This is a genomic window from Sphingomonas gei (assembly GCF_004792685.1).
GTDB lineage: Bacteria > Pseudomonadota > Alphaproteobacteria > Sphingomonadales > Sphingomonadaceae > Sphingomonas > Sphingomonas gei.
The window spans coordinates 392,367-415,463 of sequence record NZ_SRXT01000002.1 but is presented as its reverse complement, the minus strand read 5'-3'; the positions used below and the strand labels follow the sequence as shown (position 1 = coordinate 415,463).

Below are 23,097 nucleotides of genomic sequence, written 5' to 3'. Positions count from 1 at the left end.
GCCGCCAAGAAATAGATATGATATTGCAGTTAGGAGATTAATTGAGCGCCGCGTCATGAACTGGTGTCCGAGATCACCCCGATCCCATCGGGGTGGATCCACTCGCGCGTAAGTATATCGCGCAGCGGCTCGGCGCGTTCGTGCGCCTGGCGCATCGCCGCTCCCCACGAGGTCTCGACATGGTCCAGGTCGTCCGGGCGCGCCTTTTCGGCCATCTGGCGGCAAAGTTCCGCGCGCTCGTCCAGCGAGCGCATCGCCGTCTCGATCGAGCGCTCGAGCGTGAGGAACTGCGCTGCCAGCATCACTTCGGCGGTGTAGATATGGCCGATATGGCAGGCGAACTGCGTCAGTGTTCCCAGCTCTTTGCGCCGAAGCGCGCCGCCGCAATCGGGGCACGTGACGGCGACCGGAATGTTCTGGGTGAACTCGGCAGCCATCGCGTCCTCCTGTGGCTGTTCCTGAGGTATTTCGAAAACGGCTTGGGGCGCGTCCGTCGTCCTCGCCCGGACGAGCCTCGTCAACATCTCGGCGATGCCGGCCAGCGGAAGGCAATGATCGACCGCGACATAGGCAAGCGCGCTGCGCGGCATGCTCGGATTGACTGCCTCGACAGGATCCTGGACGATCGTCACGCCGCCTGCCTGCGCAACTTCATACAGTCCCGCGGTGCCGTCGTTCAACGCGCCGGTCAGGATGACTCCGATCGTGTTAGCGCCATAAACCGAGGCCGCGCTGCGAAAGAGCGGGTCGATCGCCGGACGCGCCCAATTCTCGCGTGGCCCCTTGGTAAGCGAAATCCGGCCCGGCTCGATCACCATGTGATGGTCGGGCGGCGCTATGTATATATGACCAGGCTCGAACAATTCGCCATCGATCGCGTGGCTTGCCGGCAGTCCGTCCAAACTGCCGAGCAGCCAGGGCAACTCGCTTTTGTGGCTGCCGATATGAAGAACGATGAACAACGCCGCCGAAAGATCTGCAGGCAATGCGCCGACGAGGGTGCGCAAGGCTTCAACCCCACCGGCCGACGCACCGATCAATATTACGGACGGCTCTTGTTTCACTAGCGGACAACATTCGCCAGCATCACCGGTTCCTCCTTGCCGGGCCAGCGCCGGGCATCGATCTGGTTCCCTTCGATAGCGCATCGCGTACGCGCTTGCGCATTCGCTACGGTTGCAGGAGCAGCTGCGTCGCTTCGAGATAGGATTGCACGATATGCCCCACGACGAAAACCTCACCGCCGATCGGCCGACCTTCGTCAGCCATCTCGAATGCGCGATGACCGGAGAGCGCTACGAAGCCGACCGGCTGCACGGGCTGTCGCGAGTCGGTCGCCCGCTGCTGGTGCGCTACGATCTGGCGGGAGTCCGCGGCGCGCTTGCCCGGGAGACGCTGGCGGCCCGGCCGGCGGATCTTTGGAAATACCGCGAGCTGCTGCCGGTGCGGCACACCCGCAACATCGTCAGCCTCGGCGAGAGTGCGACTCCGATCGTGCCGCTCGACAAGGAACCGGGCAATGTCTGGGTCAAGGACGAGGGGCGGCTGCCTACGGGATCGTTCAAGGCGCGCGGCCTCGTGATGGCGATCGCCATGGCGAAGGAGCTGGGCGTCACCACGATCGCGATGCCGACCAACGGCAATGCCGGCGCGGCGGCGGCGGCCTATGCCGCACGTGCAGGGATCGAGGCGGTGATCTTCTGCCCCGACGATACGCCCGAGATCAACGTCCGCGAGATCGCGGCGCAGGGCGCGCGGGTCTACCGCGTCAACGGGCTGATCGACGATTGCGGCAAGATCGTCGGCGCAGGCAAGGAGGCACGCGGCTGGTTCGACTTGTCGACGCTCAAGGAGCCGTATCGGATCGAAGGCAAGAAGACGATGGGGCTCGAGCTCGCCGAGCAGTTCGGCTGGGAATTGCCCGATGCGATCTTCTACCCCACCGGCGGCGGCACCGGACTGATCGGGATGTGGAAGGCGTTCGACGAGATGGAAGCGCTCGGCTGGATCGGCTCGAGGCGCCCGCGGATGTATGCGGTGCAGGCCGAGGGCTGCGCGCCGATCGTCCGCGCGTTCGAGACCGGCGAGCGGCACGCCACCCGCTGGGAAGGCGCGCATACCGTGGCGGCGGGGATCCGCGTGCCGCAGGCGGTGGGCGATTTTCTTATCCTCGACGCAGTGCGCGCGAGCGGGGGCAAGGCGCTGGCAGTGAGCGACGCGGCCTTGATCGCGGCAGCGGACGATAGCGCGCGACGCGACGGGCTGCTGCTGTGCCCGGAGGGAGGCGCGACCTTGGCGGCGTATCGCGATGCGCTGGCGACGGGGCTGGTCGATGCCGAGGAGAAGGTCGTGCTGTTCAATTGCGCGACGGGGCTGAAATATCCGCTGGCAGATGCGTCGCGGTGGCTGGATCGGCATGCGCCAGTAGACTGGGCGGAGCTCTAATGCCCCTGCAAAAGCGGGAGCCCAGGATTACGGGAGGCCCGCTTGAGACTCTGGGTCCTGCTTTCGCGAGGCCGATCGCCCAGCGCCTCCTCGTCGATACGCCCTAGCCCCGCACCACGCCCACGTCGCTGAACTTCTTCGGCTCCACCGGCGGCACGGCGGGGTCGTTGAGCACGCATTGCCAGAAACCGACATCGATCCACTGGCCGTGCTTGAACCCGACTTCGCGATACACCCCGGCGCGGCGGAAGCCGGTCGCTTCGTGGAGCTTGATCGAGCGGTCGTTCGGCAAAGTGATCGCCCCGATCGCGTGGACGAAGCCCTGCGCGCGCAAGGTATCGATCAGCGCCTCGTAGAGCAGCCGCCCGACCCCAGAGCCGCTCGACGCGTCGGTCAGATAGATCGACGTCTCGCAGACATAGCGATAGGCCGGACGATCGCGGAACTTGCTCGCAAAGGCATAGCCGATCACCCCGCCGTCGGGATCGCCGGTCGTCGCGACCATCCACGGATAGAGCCCGTCGCTCGCCGCCATCCGCGTGCGCATCGCGCGTGCGTCGGGCGGCTCGATTTCGAACGACGCGGTGCCGGTCAGCACGTGCGGCGCATAGATCGCCGCAATCGATGGGGCGTCCTCGGGCGTTGCCGGGCGGATCGCGATCACAGCCCGATCCTCGCGATCAGCAGGTCGAGCAGGCTGCGGTCCTCCGCGCGCACCACCGGCGGCCCGATCGCGACGCATTCGAGGCAGCGCGCCTGCACCGATCCGCCCAGCGCCAGCCGCCGCGCATCGCCCAGCGCCTGGCCGAGCAGCGCGCGCCGCTCGCTCGCGATCCGCGCGAACAGATCGGCGCCGGCGGGCTGGTCGGCCCAGTCGTCGTCATCCTTGTCGCCGCCCATCACCGACTCCGCGAACTGCATCCAGGCGCTCGGCTCCTTTTCGAGATATACGGCGTTGACCTTGCCGGGATCGAGCTTCGCCTGCCGCGCCGCCTCGGCGATGGCATCGTCTATCCCGCCGAAACGGTCGATCAGCTTGAGCTGGTGCGCCACCCCGCCGATCCACACCCGGCCCTGGCCGATCTCGTCGACGCGCTGCGGCGTCAGCTTGCGCGACTGCGCGACCAGATTGACGAAGCGGCCATAGCCCGCCTCGATCGCCGACTGGAGAATGCGGTCGGTCACCGGGTTGATCCCGCCCATCACGTCGGGCTGACCACTGAGCGGCGTCGTGCGCACGCCGTCGGTGGTCACGCCGATCTTGGCGAGGCTGTTCTCGAACGACGGCAGCACCCCGAAAATGCCGATCGATCCGGTGATCGTGTCGGGCTCGGCGAAGATCGTGTTGCCCGCGGTCGACACCCAATAGCCGCCGCTCGCCGCGAGGCTGCCCATCGACACCACCACCGGCAGCCCCTGCGCCTTGGCCTGCAGGATCGCCTGGCGGATCTGCTCCGAAGCCATCGCCGATCCGCCCGGCGAATCGACCCGGACCACCAGAGCCTTCAATTTCTTCTCGGCGAGCCCCTTGAGCAGCAGCGCGCTGACGCTGTCGCCGCCGGCATGGCCCGGCCCGGCCTTGCCGTCGACGATCTCGCCCGCGACGGTGATCACGCCGATCGCGTCACCGCCGGTCGGCGCCGGATTGGCCTGGATCCAGTCGGCCAGCTTGATCGCCTTGAAGCTCCCCGCCGGCTTGCCCGCAGGCGTGCCGGCGATCTCGGCGACGCGCTTGCCGAAAGCGAGCCGGTCGCCGACCTTGTCGACCAGTCCGTAGGCGAGGTTCGACGCCGCGATATCGCCACCCGCGCCGACCACCACTGCGTCGGGCTGCGCCAGATAATCCGCGACCCGCGCCTTGGGCCGCGCCTTGGCGACGGCCTCACGCCACTGGGTGAACAGCGCGCCGTAGAGCGCATCATTGGCCGCACGCGCCTCCGGCGACATGTCGCTGCGGATATAGGGCTCGACCGCCGACTTGAACTTGCCGACCTTGTAGACGTGCGCATTGACGCCGAGCTTGTCCATCAGCCCCTTGTAATAAAGCTGCGTGCCGCCCGGCCCGGCGAACAACGTGCCGCCCTGCGGATTGACCCATACTTCGCTGGCGTTCGCCGCGAGCACATAGCCCCGATCGGTATAGCCGGTCGCGTAAGCGAGGACCGGCTTGCCGCTCGCGCGGACCTTGCCCACTGCCGCGGCGACTTCGGAGACCGCTGCCGGATAGCCGCCCATGAAGCGATCGAGATCGAGCACTACGACCTTCACCCGCGTGTCCGTCCGTGCGGTGTCGAGCGCGCGCACCACATCGCGCAGCCGATGCTGCTTGGTCACTTCGCCGCCGCCGAACCCGGCGAACGGATCGGCCTCCTCGGGCTGCTCGACGATCGTCCCGTCGAGCGCGACGACCAGTGCGCCATCGTGGATCGCCGCCTTGTTGGGCTTGTACGACAGCGCGGTGAACAGCCCCGCGAAGAACAGAAGCATGAGGACAAGGACGAGGAAATCCTTGATCCCGACCAGAATTTTCCACGCGCCTCGAACCAGTTTCACCTTGCGCCGCTCCTCGATTGCGCCCTCCTGCTACCGGATGGCGCAAGACGAGTAAACGGCCCGTGTATTATGGCTCCAATACAGGCCGGTTCAGCGCACCACCAGCCGCGTATACAGATGCCAGGTCGCATAGCCGAGCACCGGCAGCACCACTGCCAGCCCGACAAAGAACGGGATCGAGCCCAGCACCAGCAGCGCCGCGACGGTGATGCCCCAGCGCAGCATCGCTCCCTTGTTCGCCGCGACCGCCATCCGCGACACGTGGATCGCGGTGCGCGCATCGACATCCTTGTCGACCAGCATCGGCATCGCCACGACGCTTACCGTCAGCACCGCCGCCGAGAACACCAGCCCGGCGAGATTGCCGAACACGATCAGCGCCCAGCCTTCGGGCGTGGTGAACAGGCGCGTCGCGAATGCACCCAGGCTTTCGGGCGGCGTCACTCCGATCAATGCGACATAGAGTCCGGCAGCGACCGTCAGCCACGCGAAGAACAGCACCAGCAGCAGCGCCGCCACCGCGAAGAACGCGTCGAACGACGGACGCCGGACGACGTCGAAGAAATGCGACCAGCCCGATTCGAGGCCCTGCTCGCGTCGCCGCGCCAGCTCGTAGAAGCCGCCCGCCACTGCGGGGCCCATCAGGCCGACGCCGGCCGCGAGCGGGAAGAACAGCGGTATCAGCGAGTCCTGCAGCGCCACCGCCGCGACGGCGAAACCGACCAGCGGATAGATGATCCCGACAAAGAGCAGGTCGCCGCGATGTTCGAGGAAATCCGCCCAGCCCTGGCGAAGCGAGTCGCGCAGATCGGCGACAGCGATGGTGCGGACTTCGAACGCCTCCGCAGGGCGCTCGACAGCGGCGATACGAGCGACAGTCATGACGCGCTCCTTCGATGTCCCCGGTGGCGGCGAATGTACGCCTGTTGCAGCCCCGCGGCAACGTGGCCGTAACCGAATCGATTACAGCCACCCCAATCGCCTCCGGCTAATGAAGAAGCACAAGCCACGGAGGCCCACATGGTCGATCCCGCCCGCTCCACCGGTGCCGACAACCCGATCGGGCCGCCCTCGCCGCAGCTCGCGACGCAGGCCCAGCTCGCCCTTAGCGCGAACCGCCTGCCCGGCGGCGGCGTCGATGTGCAGGGCCTCGCAGCCAGCGTCGCGCGCGTGCGGCAAGAGAATCCACAATCCGCCGGCTGGGTCGAAGCCGAGATCGACCGCAACCTGACCCCGGTCGAACGCGGCGAGCTCGCCCGCACGCTCGAAGGCGGAAGTGCGCCGGCTCCGGCGAACGACGCCGGCCCCGATCCGGTCACGCTCGGGCTCGATCTCACCCAGCTCGCGCTCGACATCACCGGGATCATCGAACCGACGCCGATCTCCGACGGCAGCAACACGATCATCTCGGCAGGCCGCGCGATCGGCTCGCTTTTCTCGGGCGATTTTGGCGGCGCGGGCGGTCACGCGCTCAACGGCGTGCTCTCCGCCGCCGGGATCATTCCCTATCTCGGCGACGCGGCCAAGGCAGGCAAGGTCGGCAAATGGGCCGAGACGATCAGCGAGTCGATCGGCGCGGTCGTCGCCAATCCGGCGCTGCGCGGCGCGCTCGAACCCGCCTTACGCCAGGTCAAGAACGCAGTCGACGCGATCCCGCAGGGCGCGATCGATGCGCTCCCCGGCAGCGCCCGCGATGCGATCAACCGGATGAAGGGCCAGCTCGACGAGTTCTTCGGCGCGAGCACGCGACAGGCCGACGAGGGCATTTATCAGGGCACCGTGCGCGGCCAGGGCGTCGAGCTGCGCGGTGTCGACTCGGTCTCCGTCAATTATGTGAAGCGCGACCGCGTCGAATATGCAGCGCTCCGCCGCGATTTCGACTCGACCGTGCGTGGCGATTTCCTGCGCGACCTCGCCGGCGATCCCGCCAAGGTCGACGCGTTGCGCCGCGCCGGGCTGGATCAGACGGCGATCGATCGCATCGCGTCGGGCCGGGTTCCGCAGGGCTGGCAGGTTCATCACAAGCTGCCGCTCGACGACGGCGGCACCAACAGCTTCGACAATCTCGTGCTGATCCGCAACGATCCGCACCATATCGCGCTCACCAACGCCCAGCGCACGCTGGTCGGCGATCTCGGCGTCGGACAGAGCCGCCAGGTGGACTTCCCGATCCCCCGCGGCTTCGTCTATCCTCCCGCACCGTGATCGACTGAATGGACTCTGAAACGCTGATGGCCGGAGACGATGGCATGGACGCAGTGATTGTAGCGGCGCGCGACGCGCAAGTGGCGGTCGGCGAGACGGTCCAGGCGGGCGCCGACGAAGCGCGGATCGCTGCGCTGCGCGCGGCGCTCCAGCGCGAGTTCGGCGCGACCTTGCCCGAAGACTATGCCGCTTTGCTCCGCCGCTCCGACGGCGTCGATTTCGACGGGCTCGTCCTCTATGGCAGCTGGCAGAGCGAAGCGAACCCCGGCCCCGCCGGCTTCTGGCAAGGCCTGGTCGCGGCCAACCGGCTGTGGCGGCAGGGCCCGGGGCACGAGACGTGGCTGGTGCTCGGCGAAACCGACATCGACTTGTTCACGGTCAACCTCGACGGCTCCGGACCGGTGCTCCGCGACAAGGTGTCGAGCGACGTCAACCAGACCTTTCCCAGTGTCGGCGTGGCCATCCAGGCCCTGCTCGCCACACGCGGCTGAACGCCTCGCTCTGACCGGCGCACGAAAGATTCCGCCGCAAGCCCGTTGACGAATCCCATCTGCCTGCGCATATCCGGCTGCGTTAGCACTCGCCTCAAGTGAGTGCTAAACCCTGTTTCAAACCATTAGAGGATCGCAGCGCAATGAGCTTTCGTCCGTTGCATGACCGCGTGCTCGTCCGTCGTGTCGAAGCCGAAGAGAAGACCGCCGGCGGGATCATCATTCCCGATACCGCCAAGGAAAAGCCACAGGAAGGCGAAGTCGTCTCCGTCGGCACCGGCACCAAGGCCGAAGACGGCAAGGTGACCCCGCTCGACGTCAAGGCCGGCGACCGCATCCTGTTCGGCAAATGGTCGGGCACCGAGGTCAAGGTCAATGGTGAGGATCTCCTCATCATGAAGGAATCCGACATCCTCGGGATCCTGGGCTAACAACCGACCCCCGCCTGTGCTCCTGCGAAAGCAGGAGCCTAGAGCCACGTATCCAGCACCCTGGGCTCCTGCTTTCGCAGGAGCACGAACCAGTAAGGAATAGCCAACATGGCAGCCAAAGACGTAAAGTTCAGCCGCGACGCGCGTGAGCGCATTCTGCGCGGCGTCGACATCCTCGCCGACGCAGTCAAGGTCACCTTGGGCCCCAAGGGCCGCAACGTCGTGATCGACAAGTCGTTCGGTGCGCCCCGCATCACCAAGGACGGCGTCACCGTCGCCAAGGAAATCGAACTCAAGGACAAGTTCGAGAACATGGGCGCGCAGATGGTCCGCGAAGTCGCTTCGAAGACCAACGACGTTGCCGGTGACGGCACCACCACCGCTACCGTGCTCGCCCAGGCGATCGTTCGCGAGGGCATGAAGTCGGTCGCCGCCGGCATGAACCCGATGGACCTCAAGCGCGGCATCGATCTCGCGGTCATCAAGGTCGTCGAGGACATCAAGGCGCGCTCGAAGCCGGTTTCGGGCACCAACGAGATCGCCCAGGTCGGCATCATCTCGGCCAATGGCGACACCGTCGTCGGCGAGAAGATCGCCGAAGCGATGGAGAAGGTCGGCAAGGAAGGCGTGATCACCGTCGAGGAAGCCAAGGGTCTCGATTTCGAGCTCGACGTCGTCGAAGGCATGCAGTTCGACCGCGGCTATCTCTCGCCGTACTTCATCACCAATCCGGAGAAGATGACGGTCGAGCTCGCCGATCCGTACATCCTGATCCACGAGAAGAAGCTGTCGAACCTGCAGGCGATGCTTCCGATCCTCGAGGCAGTCGTCCAGTCGGGCCGCCCGCTGCTGATCATCGCCGAGGACATCGAAGGCGAGGCTCTGGCCACGCTCGTCGTCAACAAGCTGCGCGGCGGCCTCAAGGTCGCAGCGGTCAAGGCGCCGGGCTTCGGCGATCGCCGCAAGGCGATGCTCGAGGACATCGCTGTCCTGACCAAGGGCGAAGTGATCTCGGAAGATCTCGGCATCAAGCTCGAGACCGTGACGCTCAGCATGCTCGGCACCGCCAAGCGCGTGTCGATCGACAAGGACAACACCATCATCGTCGACGGTGCGGGTGAGCATGACGCGATCAAGGGCCGCACCGATGCGATCCGCCAGCAGATCGAGAACACCACCAGCGATTACGACCGGGAGAAGCTCCAGGAGCGTCTCGCCAAGCTCGCCGGCGGCGTTGCCGTGATCAAGGTCGGCGGTGCTTCGGAAGTCGAAGTCAAGGAGCGCAAGGACCGCGTCGACGACGCGCTGCACGCAACCCGCGCAGCCGTCGAAGAAGGCATCGTCCCCGGCGGCGGCACGGCTCTGCTGTATGCGACCAAGGCGCTCGACGGCCTCAAGGGCGTCAACGAGGACCAGACCCGCGGTGTGGACATCGTCCGCAAGTCGCTGACTGCGCTGGTTCGCCAGATCGCGGCGAACGCCGGCCATGACGGCGCGGTCGTCTCGGGCAAGCTGCTCGACCAGTCGGACACGTCGTTCGGCTTCAACGCCTCGACCGACACCTATGAGAATCTCGTCACCGCTGGCGTGATCGATCCGACCAAGGTCGTTCGCACCGCGCTGCAGAACGCAGCCTCGGTCGCCGGTCTGCTCATCACCACCGAAGCGGCGGTGAGCGAGCTGCCGGACGACAAGCCCGCCATGCCCATGGGCGGCGGCGGCATGGGCGGCATGGGCGGCATGGACTTCTAAGTCCTTCGCTTCACTGACATGCGAAGGGCCGGGGGGCGACCCCCGGCCCTTCTGCTGTTTGCGACGAACTTTGCAACCAAGACGGTCCATGGCCTTGACCTTGCGAGCCGGATTGGGGAACGACCGCTTAAAATGAAATGAGGGACCGCATAGGTGTTCAGTTGGATTGTGGGGCGGCTGCGCTGCTTCAGCGGAAAGCATGAGCGTTCGGAGAAACACATTGCACGTGCAGGCGAGGAGGATCGCTACGTGAGCAAATGCCGGTTTTGCGGTACGCCGATGCGGCGCCGCGCCAAGCGCGACTGGATCGTGATCTCGCGGGCCGAGTATCGCGATGCACGAAAGGTGTGTTAGCCTCCTAGATCAACAAAGCGCTTTCTTTGGCGGGAAAAGCGCGACAGATTGCCGGCTTCAATTGCGCGCCGAGCCCGGCGGCGCTTCTTCGGGGAAGCCTTGAATGACCGAATTGTCCCGCCGCGATGCGCTGGCTGCCGGCGCGATCGCCAGCCTTGCCACTGCCTTGCCCGCATGGGCGCAGAACGCCGCGCCATCGGCCGCTGGTCCGGCATGGGATCTGACCGAGATTTATCCGACCGATGCGGCCTGGGACGAAGCGCGCAAGCGCGCGCTCGCGGCGCTGCCGGCCATCGCCAAATATAGGGGCCGGCTTGGCGACAGCGCCGCATTGCTCGCCGAGGCCCTGGCCCTCCAATCGGATCTCGGCAAGACGATCGGTCGGATCTACACCTATGTCGCCCTCAAGAGCGACGAAGACGTGCGCGTCGCCGCCTGGCAGGAGAAGCAGGCGCAGGCGACCGATCTCTACACCGCGTTCGGCGAAGCCACTGCCTGGTTCGCCCCGGAGATCCTCGCAGTCGGCAAGCCGAAGGTCGAAGGCTTCATCGCCGCCAACCCGGCGCTCAAGACGCGCTTCGACTTCTACCTCGCCAATATCGTGCGCCAGGCCGAACACACGCTCTCGTCGGAAGGCGAGTCGATCCTCGCCGGCGCCGGTGCGCCGCTCCAGGCGCCGGGAGAAATCGCGGGTCAGTTGCGCTCGTCGGACATTCCCTGGCCGACGATCGAGCTTTCCGACGGCAAGCAAGTCCGGCTCGACAGCCAGGGCTATACGCTCAACCGCGACGCGCCCAACCGCGCCGACCGCAAGGCGGTGTTCGACGCCTTCTGGGCCACGCACGGCAAGTTCCGGAATTCGTTCGGCGCGACCTACAACGCCAAGGTCAAGAGCGACATCTTCTACGCCAAGGCGCGCAAATACCCGACTTCGCTGGCCGCAGCGCTTTCGGGGAACAACGTTCCCGAGGCGGTCTATCGCACGCTGGTGGCGGAGGCGAACAAGGGCCTGCCCGAGCTCCATCGCTATTTCGAGCTGCGCCGGCGGATGCTCAAGCTGCCCGACATCGCTTATTACGACATCTATCCGCCCCTGGTGTCACTCGAGCGGCCGTTCAATCTCGATCAGATGCGCACGCTGACGCTCGAGGCCGTAAAGCCGCTCGGGCCCGATTATCAAGCGCGCATCGCCAGGGCGACCGCGGGCAAGTGGATGGATCCGTGGCCGCGCCCGGGCAAGAGCCCCGGCGCCTATATGAACCCCGGCGCCTATGAAGTGCACCCGTATCTGCTGCTCAACCTCTCCGAGAAATATGACGGGCTGAGCACCTATGCGCACGAATGGGGCCATGCGCTCCATTCGCTGCTCGCCAACGCCGCGCAGCCCTTCGAGAAAGCCGATTATCCGATCTTCCTCGCCGAGATCGCCTCGACGCTCAACGAGCAACTGCTCGTCGCCCATATGCTCAGGAACGCCAAATCGAAGGAGGAGAAGCTCTTCTATCTCGGCCAGCAGATGGAGAATTTCCGCGGCACCTTCTATCGCCAGACGATGTTCGCCGAGTTCGAGCTGAAGGCGCACGATCTGGCCGAGGCGGGCGAAGGCCTGTCGGGAAGCAAGTTCACCGAGGTCTATTTCGACCTGCTCAAGCGCTATCACGGCCCCAACGTGCGCCTCGACCCGGTCTATGGCAACGAGTGGGCGTTCATTCCACATTTCTACAACAGCTTCTACGTCTACCAATACGCCACCTGCATCGCCGCCGCGACCTACTTCGCCCAGGCGATCCTCAAGGGCGGCGCCAAGGAGCGCGACAACTACCTCTCGGTGCTCAAGGCCGGTGGGTCGGACTACCCGGTCGACATCCTCAAGCGCGCCGGGCTCGATATGGCGTCGCCCGCGCCGTATCAGGCACTGGTCGCGGCAATGAAGGACACGCTCGATCAGGCCGAGGCGCTGCTCGCCTAGAGTCCGCCGTTCATAGGCCGCGCGCGTCGCGTCACCGCTTCATCGCCTCGATGATCTTCTTCACTTCCTGGCTGCGTCCGCGGGGCAGCACGATCACGTCGTCGCCGACCGCCACCACGATCAGGTCGCGGACCCCGACCAGCGCGACACGCTTGCCGGCCTCGCTGCGCACCAGGCAGTTCGCGGTTTCGATCGCGATCACGTCGCCGCGGTGGACATTGCCATCGCCGTCGGCCTCGCTGATCGCATGCAGCGCGTCCCAGCTGCCCACGTCGCTCCAGCCCATCGCGACGGGGACGACCGCTACCCGCGGCGCTTTCTCCATCACCGCATAATCGATCGAGTCCGACGGCGAGCGCGCAAAGGCTTCGGCCTCGGGCCAGATCCGAATGCCCTCGCGCCGGGCGCGCTCCATCGCCTGCTGCGTCGCCACCAGCATCTCGGGGGCATAGACGCTCAGCGCGCCCAGATACATGTCGGCGCGGAACAGGAAGATGCCTCCGTTCCAGGCATAATTGCCGGCCGCGAGCATCGCCTGCGCCTTGTCGAGCGGCGGCTTCTCGACGAAATGCTCGACTCGGTGGACGCGCCCGCCAAGCTGCTCGCCGACCTTGATCCAGCCATAGCCGGTCTCAGGGGCATCCGGGGTGATCCCGAAGGTGACCAGCCACCCTTCCTGGACGAGCGGCAGCGCCGCATGGATCGCGGCGTGGAACGCCTCGACATCGGCAATCACATGATCCGACGGCATCACCAGGATCGGATCGCTGCCGCCGCCCGCCGCGATCGCTGCCAGTGCGATTGCCGGCGCGGTGTTGCGCCCGATCGGCTCGAGCACCAGTGCCTGCGGGACGGCCCCCGCCTCGGCCAGCTGTGCCTCGACCTGATCGGCATGCAGCGCGTTGGCGACGACGATCGGCGCGGCGAAGCGCTCGCCGCCGGTCCGCCGCGCCGTCAGCTGCAGCATCGTCTCCTCGGCGGTCAGCGGCAGCAGCTGCTTGGGCAGCTCCGGACGCGACAAGGGCCACAGCCGGGTTCCCGATCCTCCCGAGAGTATTACGGGAATGATCGGCTTGGCTTCCGGCATTGCGAACGGCTCCCTGTTTCAGGCTTGGAATATAGGTAGTTGCCCCGCGGATTGAAACGATGTGGAGGCGAAACGGTTGCGTCGGACCGGCGGACTCGGCGTATCTTCGTGAGGCGATCGCTGCATGTCGGATTTGTTTACACTTAGCCTCTAGTGCTGCGGATGCCATGATCCGCTTGTTCAAGCATTACGTGCCCAATGCCGTGCTGCTGCTCGGCCTGCTCGACATCATCCTGCTGGTGGTGGCGGGCGAGCTCGGCTGGATCCTGCGCGCGCATCAGTTGGGCATGGGCGCCACGCCGATGGTCGAGCGCGCGCCGCAATTGCTCAGCTACATGGCGTTCATCGAAGTGGCGATGATCGCGGTGGGCGTCTACGGCGCCGATGCGCTCCAGTCGCTGCGCTACGCCATGGCGCGGCTGATCGTCGCGATCTCGCTGGGGGTGATCGGCCTGAGCGTGCTCTATTTCATGATCCCCGAGATCAGTTTCTGGCGCTCGAACCTGCTCTACGCGATGGGCATGTCGGTCGTGCTGCTGATCTTCCTGCGCATCCTGCTCGGTAAGACGCTCGGCAGCCAGGCGTTCAAGCGGCGCATCGTCGTGCTCGGCGCCGGCCCGCGTGCCGCGCGCCTCAAGACATTGTCCAAGGCACCCGGTGCCGGCTTCGCGGTGGTCGGCTATGTCGCGATGAGCGAGGCCAACCGCGTCATCCCCGAAGCGATCGCGCGCGACGCGATCTACAATCTCGCCGACCATGTCGAATTGCTCAACGCCAGCGAAGTCGTGCTCGCGCTCGAGGAGCGGCGCAACGCGCTGCCGCTCAAGGATCTGCTGCGGATCAAGACCACTGGGGTCCATGTCAACGACACCTCGACCTTCCTTGAGCGTGAGACGGGACGAGTCGATCTCGACAGCGTCAATCCCAGCTGGCTGATCTTCTCCGACGGCTTCTCGTCGGGGCGAATGGTGTCGAGCGCGTTCAAGCGGCTGTTCGACATCGGCGCGAGCTCGATCCTGCTGGTCCTGACGCTGCCGCTGGTGCTGGTCACCGCAGTTGCTATCCGGTTCGAGAGCAAGGGCCCGGCATTCTATCGCCAGCGCCGTGTCGGCCTGTATGGCGTGGGCTTCGACGTCATCAAATTGCGCTCGATGCGCCAGGATGCCGAAATCGGGGGTCAGGCGGTGTGGGCCGAGAAGGACGATCCGCGGATTACCCGGATCGGCCGGATTATCCGCAAGATCCGCGTCGACGAGCTGCCGCAATGCTGGAGCGTGCTCAAAGGCGAGATGAGCTTCGTCGGCCCGCGCCCCGAGCGGCCGCAATTCGTCGAGGATCTCGAGCAGAAGCTGCCTTATTATGCCGAGCGCCACATGGTGAAACCCGGCATCACCGGCTGGGCGCAGATCAATTATCCGTATGGCGCCTCGATCGAGGATAGCCGCCAGAAGCTCGAATATGACTTGTTCTACGCCAAGAACTATTCGCCGTTCCTCGACCTGCTGATCCTGCTCCAGACGATCCGCGTCGTGCTGTTCCCAGAAGGCGCGCGCTGATGACCGCGACGTTGATCCTGTGGAGTCATGCCTTCGCGGCGCTGCTGTTCGGCGGCCTGACCGTCTGGACGATACGCGCGTCGGCAGGCGGGCTGCCCCGCCGGCCACTCGGCGCGGCGCTGGCACTGACGGCGCTATGGGCACTCGCAGTGGCGGGAATCGGCGCAGGCGAGATGGTGACGCGCCTCTTCGAGACGCTACGCAACCTCGGCTGGCTAGGCTTCATGGTCACGCTGCATCGGCGCGATGCCAATGTCCGTCCGCCGCTGGCGCTCGGCACCGTCTATGGCGTGGTGGCGCTGGTCAGCCTCGCCGCGATGGTCCTCCACGTCGCGGCGAACGTCGGCAACCCCGAGGCGGCGGAGCCGATCGAAAGCGCAGTGCTGCTGCTCCGCATGCTGGTCGCGGTCGCGGCCCTGGTGCTGATGCAGGCGCTATATTCCGCGCTCAATCCACCGGCCGGCGGCGGGCTGCGCTGGATTCTGGCTGCGCTGGCCGGATTATGGTTCGCCGATTTCGCCTTGTTCTGCACCGAATATCTCGGCGCGCAGCCGCATCTGCAATCGATCGCGGCGCGCGGCGTCGCAGCGGTTGCAGTCGCATTGGCGATGGTCACCGCGCTCCAGCGCAGGGGCCAGCTCAACGTTCAGGTCTCGCGCGCGGTCGCCTATCAGTCGCTGTCGCTCGTCGCGATCGGCGCCTATTTCGCCTTGCTGGCGCTCGCCACCAGCGCGCTGGCGACGATCGGCGGCAGCAACGCGCGCTTGTTCCAGACTGCGTTCGTGCTCGGCTCGACTGCGGCGATCCTCACGCTGGTCTCCAATGGCTGGCTGCGTGCCTGGGCCAAGGTCAAGCTCGCCAAGCATTTCTTTCGCCACCGCTATGACTATCGCGCCGAATGGATGCGCTTCACCGACACGCTCGGCGCGCCCGACGGCACCGCGCCGCTCGACGAACGCATCGTCAAGGCAATCGCCGATCTGACCGAATCCCCAGCGGGGTTGCTGCTGGTGCTCGAGGAATCGGGCCTCGAGGCTGGCGCCAGCTGGAACTGGGATCGCAGCCAGCTGCCGATCGCCGGGGATTCCGCGCTTGCCGCGCATCTCGCCGGCACTGGGCGCATCATCGAGCTCGATCGCGCCCGCCAGGATCCGCACTCCGAGGATGCCACCGCGGTGCCGCGCTGGATGCTCGACGCCGCGGAAGCCTGGGCGATCGTGCCGCTGCCGCACATGGGAAGCCTTGCCGGCGCGATCCTGCTCGCCCGCCCGCCGCTCGACCGCGCGCTCGACTGGGAGGATTTCGACCTGCTCAAGGTCGCCGGCCGGCAGGTGGCAAGCTACCTCGCCGAGGCCCGCGCCCAAGAGGCGCTGGCCGACGCCCAGCGCTTCGACGAATTCAACCGGCGCTTCGCCTTTATCCTACACGACATCAAGAACCTGGTGAGCCAATTGACTCTCACTGCGCGCAACGCCGAGCGCCACGCCGACAAGCCGGAGTTCCGCGCCGACATGATCGCGACGCTCCAGGATTCGGCGGAGCGAATGAACGCACTGCTCGCCCGGCTTTCGCAGCATCATCGCGGACGCAGCGAAACGCCGCATGCAGTGGCGGCGTTCGAGTTGGTTCAGCGCGTCGCGAGCCCCCGGCAACGCCAGCACCCGGTTACCGTGAGCGGCACGCGCAGCGCCGTGGCGCATGCCGATCCGGCAGGGCTGGAGCAGTTGCTCAATCATCTAGTCCAGAATGCGATCGACGCCAGCCCGGCGGACGCGCCCGTCGCGCTCGCGATCGGCGCGGACGGCGTCAACGTGACGATCGACGTGATTGACCAGGGCTGCGGCATGTCCCCCGCCTTCGTGCGCGACAAATTGTTCAAGCCGTTCGTCTCGTCCAAGCCCGGCGGGTTCGGCATCGGCGCGTTCGAGGCGCGCCAGCTCGCTGCGGCGATGGACGGGCGGATAGAAGTCGCGTCGCGCGAAGGCGAAGGCACGCGGTTCCGCGTCATCCTCAAGGCTGCGCACGCCGCCGATCTGCCGCGGGAGCGCGCGGCATGACCGATCTCAAGAAGCTGCTGATCGTCGAGGACGATGCCGGGCTGCAGCGCCAGCTGCGCTGGGCCTATGAGGGCTATGAGATCCACACCGCGGCCAATCGCGACGAGGCGGTCACCGTGATCCGCGCGGAGGAGCCGCAAGTCGTGACGCTCGACCTGGGCCTGCCGCCCGATCCCGACGGCACCAGCGAGGGATTCGCGACGCTCGAGACGATCCTCCAGCTACGTCCGGACACCAAGGTGATCGTCGCTTCGGGGCACGGCGCGCATGAGTCGATGCTCAAGGCGATCTCGCTCGGCGCGTGGGATTTCTACCAGAAGCCGATCGACATCGACGCGCTGGGGCTGATCGTCGCGCGCGCCTTCCACGTGCACGCGCTGGAAGCGGAGAACCGCCGGCTCGCCGAGCGCGCCGAAGCCGGCGCGGTGCTGGGGGGCATGATCACCGGCGCGCCCGAGATGCTCAAGGTCACCCGCACGATCGAGCGCGTCGCCGGTGCCGATGTCTCGGTGATGCTGCTCGGTGCCAGCGGGACGGGCAAGGAGCTGCTCGCGCGCGGCGTGCACGACGCATCCCCGCGCAAGAAGCATGCGTTCGTCGCGATCAACTGCGCGGCGATCCCCGAGACCTTGCTCGAGAGCGAATTGTTCGGGCACGAGAAAGGCGCGTTCACCGGCGCGGTGAAGACCACCGAGGGCAAGATAGAGCTCGCCCAGGGCGGCACCCTGTTCCTCGACGAGATCGGCGACGTGCCGCTGCCGCTCCAGGTCAAATTGCTGCGCTTCCTGCAGGAGCGCGTGATCGAGCGGATCGGCAGCCGCAAGCCGATCGCCGTCGACACCCGCGTGGTCTGCGCGACGCACCAGGACCTCGACGCGATGGTCGCCGATGGGCGCTTCCGCGAGGACCTTTATTACCGGCTCGCCGAGATCGTGATCCGGATTCCGAGCCTCGCCGAGCGTCCCGGCGACGCCGGGCTGCTCGCGCGCCACTTCCTGACCAAATATGCCGCGGCGATGCAGACCGGGGCGAAGAGCTTCGCCCCCGACGCGCTGGCCGCGATCGATGCGTGGAGCTGGCCGGGCAATGTCCGCGAGCTCGAGAACCGGGTGAAGCGCGCGACGATCATGGCCGAGGGCAAGATGGTCAGCGCCGCCGATCTCGACCTTGCCGACAAGGCCGACCCGATCCCGATCAACCTCAAGGCCGCGCGTGAACTGGCCGATCGCAAGGCGATCCGCCACGCGCTCGCCCGCGCCGAAGGCAATATCTCGGGCACCGCAAGGCTGCTCGGGATCAGCCGCCCGACCCTCTACGATCTGATGAAGGCCTATGACCTCCAGCCGTAAGCGCTCCCGCTCCGCCCGCCGCAAGCCCGGCCTCCGCCGCCTGATCGTGATCGGCGCCGCGATCGGCGCCTTCGCGCTGGTGCTCGCGGCGTGGTGGACGCTGGCCCCTGCCCGGCTCGATCCGGCCGCGGCGCAACAGGCGGTCGAGCAAAGCGGCAAGCTGCTCGACGCGGACAATGCCACGGCCGCACGCGCGCAGGCACTCGCCGCGGTCCGCGCCGATCCGGGCAACGCCCAGGCGCATCTGATGCTGGCACGCACGATGCTGGCGCTCGACGACGGCGTCGGCGCCGATGCCGAGCTGCAGCGTGCGATCGAGGCGGGCTACAAGCCGGGGCAGATAATGCATCTGCGCGCGCATGCATTCCTGCTCCAAGGCGACCAAGAGAAAGCGCTTGCCGCCGCCGCCAAGGCCGCCCCGCAGAACCGTGCCTATGCGCTGCGCATTCGCGCGCGCGCACTCGCCGCGCTCGGCAAAGGGCCCGAGGCATTCGCCGCGGTGGACGAAGCGGTTCGCATCGCGCCGCGCGATGCCGATTTGTGGGCCGATGCCGGACGGCTCAAGCTCAATGCCGGCGACGTGCTCGGCGCGATCCGGGCCTCCGAACAGGCAGTCAGGCTGGACGGCGGCAATCTCGACGCACTGGTGCTGCGCGGCGAGATGGTGCGCAGCCAGTTCGGGCTGGTCGCGGCTTTGCCTTGGTTCGAAGCGGCATTGGCGCGCGACCCCAACGACTATGGCGCGCTGATCGAATATGCCGCGACTCTCGGCGACGCGGGGCGGGCGCTCGACTCGCTCGCCGCGACGCGCCGTGCGCTGGCGGTGCGACCGGGCAGCGCGCAGGCGCTGTATCTGCAGGCAGTGATCGCCGCGCGGGCCGGCAATGCCGATCTCGCCCGCGACCTGATCGCCCGTGCCGGATCGGGGATCAGCGCGCTCCCTGCCGCGATGCTGCTCGGCGGCGCGCTCGACATCGAGGGCGCCGATTACGAGCAGGCGATGGAGAAACTCAAGCCGCTCGTCGCCAACCAGCCGATGAACCTCGCGGCACGCAAATTGCTCGCGATCGCGCTGCTGCGCACCGATTCGGCTCGCAACGCAATCGACCTGCTTCGCCCGGTGATCGCGCGCGGCGATGCCGACAGCTATTCGCTCATCCTCGCGGCGCGCGGCTTGGAGCGCATCGGTGACCCTGCCGCCGCGGCGCAGTTGCTCGATCGCGCGGCGTGGCCGTCGCAAGGCCAGGCCGGCGCCTTCTCCACCGACGACAGCGCCGGCGTGCTCGCCGCCGATGCCGATCAGCGCCCCGACGATCCCGCGGCGTTGATCCCGCTGATCCGCGGACTGATCGGCCAGGGCGACAAGGCCGGTGCGCTCGCCAGGGCGCAGGGCCTCGTCGCGCGTCACCCCGGCGCGCCCGCGGCGCATCTGCTGGTCGGCGATGCGCTGATGCTGATGAACCGCTTCGGCGACGCCGCCGGCGCCTATCGCAGCGCCGCCGATCTGCGATTCGACGAATCGACAATGCTTCGGCTGATCGAAGCGCTCGACCGCGCTGACCGTCGGGCGGATGCGGCCAATGTTCTCGCGCTCTTCCTGTCGCAAAACCCGGTCAATGTTGCCGCACTGCGCCTGTCGGGCGGCTGGCAGCTCGCGGCGGGCGATTACGATGCCGCAATCGACACGCTCGAACTGCTGCGTGCACGGATCGGCGATGGCGACGCCGCACTCAACGCCAATCTTGCCGTCGCCTATTCAGGCGCCGACGCGTTCGACACCGCCGCGGAGTTCGGCGAGGCAGCCTATGCGCTCGCGCCTGCCAATCCGGTAACCGCCGACGCCTACGGCTGGGCGCTCTACCGGAATGGCGATGTACAGGCGGCGGTCGAGCTGCTGCAAAAGGCCGTGGTGCTCGCGCCGCACCATGCCGGGCTGCGCTGGCACCTTGCCCAGATCTATGCCGATCTGGGCCGCGCGGCCGAGGCCCGCCGGCAGGCCAAGGCCGCGCTGGCGGATCCGCGCTTTACCGACCGGGCCGCCGCGACCAAGCTGGCGGAGCAAAGCTGACCGCCGAAGCCCGGCTCAGCGTTGCTTGCGGCCCTCGGCATCCCAGACTTCGACCGAGCCCAGCTTCAATGCGCGGACCTTCTGCTCGACCTTTGCGAGATCGCCGACGATCACCCAGGTGAGCGCATCCGGATGGAGCATTGCGGCAGTTGCCGTGATCGTCGCCGGGGTCAGCGCCGCGTATTTCTTCGGCAGCGTGGTGACGTACTCATAGGGCCGGCCGAAGCGGTTCACATATTGGAGATAGCCGACCATCGCCTGATTGGTCTCGAACTGGCCGGGCAGCGCCAGCACCTGGCCCTTGGTAAGCAGATCGAGTTCTTCCTGCGTGGTGGGGCGGCCCTTCTGAATGGCGCGGATTTCCTTGTCGATCTCGCCCAGCGCTTCGGCGGTCTTGTCGGTCTGGATGCTGGTGGCCACGGCGAACGCCTGCGGGCCGCGCGCTTCGGCGACGTAGCTGTTGGCGCCATAGGTCCAGCCCTTGCCCTCGCGCAGGTTCATGTTGAGGCGTGAAGTGAAGTTGCCGCCGAGCACGTCGTTCATCGCGCCGAGCTCGAAATCGTGGCTATCGAGGCCGCTGGCCGCGGTCTGGCCGACTCGGATCACCGACTGGATCGCGCCGGGCTTGTCGACCAGCACGATCCGCGCCGCCTGCTGCGGCGAGACGGCATCGAGCGTCTTGATGCCCTTGGGGCGGGCCGGCGCCTTCCAGTCGCCGAATGCCTTTTCTAGCGCTGTGGTCAGCGCGGCAAGATCGGTGTTGCCCGAGGCATAGATCACGGCATTGTCGGGCCGGATCCAGCTTTCGTGGAAGGCGATCAGGTCTTCGCGACGTAGCGACTTGATCGTTTCCGCCCGGCCGGCAAGCGCGGTGCCGTAAGCGTGATCGGGCCCATAGAGCAGATAGCCGAAGGTGCGCTGGGCGATTTCGCCGGGATCGACCAGCGACTGCGACAGGCCGGAGAGATGCAGCGCGCGGTCACGCTCGAGATCATCGGGCCGGAAGCCGGGATTGCGGATGTAATCGGCCCAGAGCGCGACCGATTCGGGGAGCGACCGCGGCAGCGCCGACAAAGCGAAGTCCGCAGTATCCGAATCGCCATAGGCCCAGAGGCGCGCGCCGAGCATCGCCTGTTGTTCGGCAAAGGCCTGCGCGCTCAGCGTCCTAGTGCCCTCGTCCATCGCGCCGAGGGTGAAGCCCTGCAGCCCGCGCTTCATGTGCTGCTCGGCGGCCTGGCCCGCATCGAATACCATTGCGAGCTCGACCGTCGGGGTGCCGGGACGCTCGGACAGGAGCACGCGGATGCCGTTGGAGAGCTTCGCCTCGCGGAGCGTTGGCAGCTTGAGATCGGGCGACGCGCCGAGCGGCGGAAGCCTGGTGCGATCGGCAGTGTCGGCAACGACATTATGGCTGCCATAAGGGAGCACGGTGAGCCGGTAAGCGGGCCTGGTCAGCCAGCCGTCGGCGATGCTGCGGACGTCCTGCCCGGTGACCGCGGCGAATTTCTGCTCGTCGATCCGATATTGCCCCGGATTGCCGGCGAACAATGCACCATCGGAAAGCGCCATCGCCTTGACGTAGATCGACTCCATCGAGCGCGCGGTGTCGGCATAGGACGTCGTCTTGGTGCGCTTGAGTTCGGCTTCGCTCGGCCCCTTGGCGAGGAACTCGGCGATCACTGCCTTGATCGCCGCTTCGGCCTTGGCGCGATCGGCTTCGGACTTGAGCCGCACGTCGATCGAGAAGGTGCCGGCGATCGCATAGCTATTGTAGCTGGCCGAGGCCGAGGTGGCGATCTGCTGGTCGTGGACCAGCGCCTGGTAGAGGCGCGAGGTCTTGCCGCGGCCGAGGATCTGCGCCGCCATGCGCAGCGACGGCGCCTCGGCGGTGCCGCGGCCCGGGACCGGCCAGCTCCACTGAATCGCGGTCTGCGGCGCCGCTTCCTGCATCACTTCGGTCTTGTCGCGCTCGAGCACCGGCACCCACGCGGTCACCCGCCCGGTCGGCGGACCCGCGGGGATGCTGCCGAAATACTTCTCCACCAGCGCCTTTGCCTGCGCGACGGTGACGTCCCCCGAGAGCGTCACGACGGCATTGGACGCGCCATAATATTCGCGGAACCACGACTTCACGTCCTCGAGCGAAGCCGCATTGAGATCCTCCATCGAGCCGATCGTCGAGTGGTGATAGGGGTGCCCCTGCGGGAACACGCCCGCGCCCTCGCGCTCGCTCATCAGTGCATAAGGCTGGTTCTCGCGGGTACGCTTCTCGTTCTGGACAACGGCGCGCTGCTCGTCGAGCTTGGCCTGGGTGACCGCGCCGAGCAGATAGCCCATCCGATCCGATTCGAGCCACAGCACCCGCTCGAGCCCGCCGGTCGGCACGATCTCATAGTACCAGGTCTGATCGAGCGCGGTCGAGCCGTTGACGCCGGAGACGCCGACTTCCTGCAGCGGCGGCATATATTCCTTGTCGTGATGTTCGGAGCCGTTGAACATCAGATGCTCGAACAGATGCGCGAAGCCCGATTTGCCCTCGGGCTCGTTCATCGATCCGACGTGATACCAGACCGACACCGCCACTTTCGGGGTGTTGTGATCCTCGTGCACCACCACCCGCAGCCCGTTGGCGAGCGTAAACTGCTGGTAGGGTGCGAGCTCCTGCGCGACTGCGGGCTGCGCGGCGGCAATCGCGAGCGCTGCCGCCGCGAGGAGCAGTTTGGAGGACTTCATAACGATGGCTTTCCTTGAAGCGCCGGCTCCCGCACGGGTAGGCGCCG

The 23,097-nt window shown here is 66.7% G+C and carries 16 protein-coding genes; 10 read left to right on the top strand and 6 right to left on the bottom strand.

Translation table 11 applies throughout. From position 1 onward, the window contains the following. Positions 1 to 53: 53 nt before the first annotated feature. Entirely contained in the window at positions 54 to 1,148 is a 1,095-nt protein-coding gene (locus E5A73_RS05915; RefSeq protein WP_135962870.1) for a chemotaxis protein CheB, read from the bottom strand. Positions 1,149 to 1,218: 70 nt separating this feature from the next. Here E5A73_RS05915 and E5A73_RS05910 point away from each other — a divergent pair, with 70 nt between their 5' ends. Continuing rightward, the gene (locus tag E5A73_RS05910) at positions 1,219 to 2,445 is read left to right on the top strand and encodes a threonine synthase (protein WP_135962869.1); all 1,227 of its coding nucleotides are present in this window, start codon (positions 1,219 to 1,221) and stop codon (positions 2,443 to 2,445) included. Between the two features lie 103 nt (positions 2,446 to 2,548). Here E5A73_RS05910 and E5A73_RS05905 read toward each other — a convergent pair whose 3' ends face one another. From E5A73_RS05905 to E5A73_RS05895, 3 genes are all read right to left on the bottom strand, one after another. Continuing rightward, the gene (locus tag E5A73_RS05905) at positions 2,549 to 3,109 is read right to left on the bottom strand and encodes a GNAT family N-acetyltransferase (protein WP_135962868.1); all 561 of its coding nucleotides are present in this window, start codon (positions 3,107 to 3,109) and stop codon (positions 2,549 to 2,551) included. Further along, positions 3,106 to 4,998 (bottom strand): signal peptide peptidase SppA, encoded by a 1,893-nt coding sequence (gene sppA, locus E5A73_RS05900; RefSeq protein ID WP_135962867.1) that lies wholly within the window; start codon positions 4,996 to 4,998, stop codon positions 3,106 to 3,108. The genes E5A73_RS05905 and sppA overlap by 4 nt, the downstream gene beginning before the upstream one ends. A gap of 90 nt (positions 4,999 to 5,088) precedes the next feature. Continuing rightward, the gene (locus E5A73_RS05895; protein WP_135962866.1) at positions 5,089 to 5,880 is read right to left on the bottom strand and encodes a DUF2189 domain-containing protein; all 792 of its coding nucleotides are present in this window, start codon (positions 5,878 to 5,880) and stop codon (positions 5,089 to 5,091) included. A gap of 138 nt (positions 5,881 to 6,018) precedes the next feature. Here E5A73_RS05895 and E5A73_RS05890 point away from each other — a divergent pair, with 138 nt between their 5' ends. The 5 genes from E5A73_RS05890 (at position 6,019) to pepF (ending at position 12,200) form a co-directional block, all read left to right on the top strand. After that, positions 6,019 to 7,203: an HNH endonuclease gene (locus tag E5A73_RS05890; protein WP_135962865.1), complete on the top strand. Its 1,185-nt coding sequence runs from the start codon at positions 6,019 to 6,021 to the stop codon at positions 7,201 to 7,203. An 8-nt stretch (positions 7,204 to 7,211) separates the two neighbouring features. After that, on the top strand, positions 7,212 to 7,694 hold the full coding sequence (locus E5A73_RS05885; protein WP_206366393.1) for a YrhA family protein: 483 nt from the start codon (positions 7,212 to 7,214) through the stop codon (positions 7,692 to 7,694). A gap of 143 nt (positions 7,695 to 7,837) precedes the next feature. Next, on the top strand, positions 7,838 to 8,125 hold the full coding sequence (gene groES / locus E5A73_RS05880) for a co-chaperone GroES (RefSeq protein ID WP_100283424.1): 288 nt from the start codon (positions 7,838 to 7,840) through the stop codon (positions 8,123 to 8,125). A gap of 108 nt (positions 8,126 to 8,233) precedes the next feature. Further along, positions 8,234 to 9,877, top strand: coding sequence for a chaperonin GroEL (gene groL / locus E5A73_RS05875; protein ID WP_135962863.1), 1,644 nt, complete (start codon positions 8,234 to 8,236; stop codon positions 9,875 to 9,877). A gap of 457 nt (positions 9,878 to 10,334) precedes the next feature. Next, the gene (gene pepF, locus E5A73_RS05870) at positions 10,335 to 12,200 is read left to right on the top strand and encodes an oligoendopeptidase F (RefSeq protein WP_135962862.1); all 1,866 of its coding nucleotides are present in this window, start codon (positions 10,335 to 10,337) and stop codon (positions 12,198 to 12,200) included. Positions 12,201 to 12,231: 31 nt separating this feature from the next. On the opposite strand, the gene E5A73_RS05865 is transcribed toward pepF, so the two are convergent. Continuing rightward, positions 12,232 to 13,287: a mannose-1-phosphate guanylyltransferase/mannose-6-phosphate isomerase gene (locus E5A73_RS05865; RefSeq protein WP_135962861.1), complete on the bottom strand. Its 1,056-nt coding sequence runs from the start codon at positions 13,285 to 13,287 to the stop codon at positions 12,232 to 12,234. 167 nt (positions 13,288 to 13,454) lie between these two features. Here E5A73_RS05865 and E5A73_RS05860 point away from each other — a divergent pair, with 167 nt between their 5' ends. From E5A73_RS05860 to E5A73_RS05845, 4 genes are read left to right on the top strand one after another with little or no spacing between them, the layout of a single operon-like run. Continuing rightward, the gene (locus E5A73_RS05860) at positions 13,455 to 14,843 is read left to right on the top strand and encodes a TIGR03013 family XrtA/PEP-CTERM system glycosyltransferase (RefSeq protein WP_135962860.1); all 1,389 of its coding nucleotides are present in this window, start codon (positions 13,455 to 13,457) and stop codon (positions 14,841 to 14,843) included. Further along, positions 14,843 to 16,900 (top strand): XrtA/PEP-CTERM system histidine kinase PrsK, encoded by a 2,058-nt coding sequence (gene prsK, locus E5A73_RS05855; protein WP_135962859.1) that lies wholly within the window; start codon positions 14,843 to 14,845, stop codon positions 16,898 to 16,900. Before E5A73_RS05860 ends, prsK begins: the two co-directional genes overlap by 1 nt. Then, positions 16,897 to 18,249, top strand: a complete 1,353-nt coding sequence (prsR, locus tag E5A73_RS05850; RefSeq protein WP_135962858.1) for a PEP-CTERM-box response regulator transcription factor — start codon at positions 16,897 to 16,899, stop codon at positions 18,247 to 18,249. The genes prsK and prsR overlap by 4 nt, the downstream gene beginning before the upstream one ends. After that, positions 18,233 to 20,317, top strand: coding sequence for a tetratricopeptide repeat protein (locus E5A73_RS05845; protein WP_135962857.1), 2,085 nt, complete (start codon positions 18,233 to 18,235; stop codon positions 20,315 to 20,317). Before prsR ends, E5A73_RS05845 begins: the two co-directional genes overlap by 17 nt. 15 nt (positions 20,318 to 20,332) lie before the next feature. Here the strand turns inward: E5A73_RS05845 and E5A73_RS05840 are convergent, their stop codons facing one another. After that, positions 20,333 to 23,050, bottom strand: a complete 2,718-nt coding sequence (locus E5A73_RS05840) for a M16 family metallopeptidase (protein ID WP_135962856.1) — start codon at positions 23,048 to 23,050, stop codon at positions 20,333 to 20,335. Positions 23,051 to 23,097 lie beyond the last annotated feature (47 nt).